Source organism: Terrisporobacter muris (assembly GCF_024621905.1).
In the GTDB taxonomy this organism is placed as follows: domain Bacteria; phylum Bacillota; class Clostridia; order Peptostreptococcales; family Peptostreptococcaceae; genus Terrisporobacter; species Terrisporobacter muris.
The window spans coordinates 1-1,641 of sequence record NZ_JANKBY010000520.1 but is presented as its reverse complement, the minus strand read 5'-3'; the positions used below and the strand labels follow the sequence as shown (position 1 = coordinate 1,641).

The 1,641-nt window shown below is 28.0% G+C and carries 3 protein-coding genes; 1 reads left to right on the top strand and 2 read right to left on the bottom strand.

What is annotated here, in order from left to right:
• Nucleotides 1-83: 83 nt before the first annotated feature.
• Nucleotides 84-527, top strand: a complete 444-nt coding sequence (locus NSA58_RS19865; RefSeq protein ID WP_074429636.1) for a prolyl-tRNA synthetase associated domain-containing protein — start codon at nucleotides 84-86, stop codon at nucleotides 525-527.
• A 59-nt stretch (nucleotides 528-586) separates the two neighbouring features.
• Here the strand turns inward: NSA58_RS19865 and moaC are convergent, their stop codons facing one another.
• Entirely contained in the window at nucleotides 587-1,078 is a 492-nt protein-coding gene (moaC, locus tag NSA58_RS19860; protein WP_074078858.1) for a cyclic pyranopterin monophosphate synthase MoaC, read from the bottom strand.
• An 18-nt stretch (nucleotides 1,079-1,096) separates the two neighbouring features.
• A partial coding sequence (locus tag NSA58_RS19855) for a DUF6241 domain-containing protein (RefSeq protein ID WP_257560910.1) occupies nucleotides 1,097-1,641 on the bottom strand: 545 nt, incomplete at its 5' end.

The following is a 1,641-nucleotide window of genomic DNA, read 5'->3' as shown; positions in this document are numbered from 1 at the left end:
GATATAATTAAAATAAACAATTTAAATAAGGAGAAATATATGGATAAGAAAGAACAAGTTTTAAAAAATTAGATGAACTAAATATTAAATATGAATTAATAGATCATCCCCCCGTTTATACTATTGAAGAAACGGAAAATTTAAACTTAGAAGAAAAAGGCCATATAGTTAAAAATCTTTTTTTGAAAAATTACAATGGAGAAAAACATTATCTTGTGGTAGTAAAGGGAGATAAGAAGGCTGATTTAAAGTCAATAAAATCACAGATTCAATCTAGTACTCTAAGTTTCACTTCTGAAGAAAGATTAGAAAAATACCTAGGTATCTTAAAAGGTGCTGTTACACCTCTAGGTATTATCAATGATAAGGACCAATGCGTAAATGTTGTTATAGATGATGACTTAAAAAATCAAGCTCTTATAGGAGTTCATCCTAATGTAAATACTGCTACAGTTTTTATAAGCTATGATGATATGATTAAGTTTATAAGTACCTTTGGAAATGAAATTCTTTATGTCAATATATAATAATTAAAAAAGCTCTATTATCTAAAAAGATAACAGAGCTTTTTTAATTTAATAAAACTTTATTTATTTATTCCTTCAAAAACAAACTTACCACTTTTTCCACCTAACTTTTCAACTAAATGAATATCTGAAATAACCATATTTTTATCTATCGCCTTACACATATCATAAATTGTTAAAAGTGCCACATTAACTCCTGTTAATGCTTCCATTTCCACACCAGTCTTACCTGCTAGTTTAACTAAAGAAATAGCTGTAATACTCTTTTCTTCTTCATTAAATTCAAAGTCTATTTTTGACTTTGTTAACATTAAAGGGTGACACATAGGAATTAAATCTGATGTTTTTTTAGTAGCCATTATACCTGCTACCCTAGCTACTGCAAGAACATCCCCCTTTGCCATATTTCCTTCCACTATTTTTTTGTATGTCTCATCATTTACAAATATTTTTCCTGTAGCTATTGCTTGTCTTTCTGTAATATTTTTCTCAGTAACGTCTACCATTATGGCATTTCCTTTTGAGTCGAAATGATTTAATTTTGTATCCATTTTACAGCCTCCCTTTATTTAATAATGCTTATTAAGTATTTTTTGTATTTCATCTTTATCCAACTCTTCTGCCTTCCCCACATTTCCATCTAACATTTCCCATACATAGTTGTGAACCTCCACTGCATTGGAAAAGTCTCCATTTTTCCATTTTGTTAAAGAGTTTCTTAAATGCATTCTATCATAATCATCTTTAATTTTATCTACACCTTTTAATGCTACATCTATTGTCTTAGGTGTCACTTCACTGCATTGCCACTTATACTCAGCTTTTACTATCGTATTAGCTAGAGAATGGATAAGTTTAATAGCTTCATTATTATTTTTAGGTTCTACCACATCTTTTTCTTCTATATAAATAGTTTCCACAGAAGAAGATCCACTACCTTCAATAACTTCTTGTCCTATACCAATAAATGATTTTAAATTATCAACTTGAATAAATTCATTTATATTTTCAAAAATATTATAAATCTTTGGAACTTTTACAAAAATGTTAGGATAAATCACTCCCATTACAGGTAGTAAAATTATGCCTACAATAACAATATCTAAAATTATAT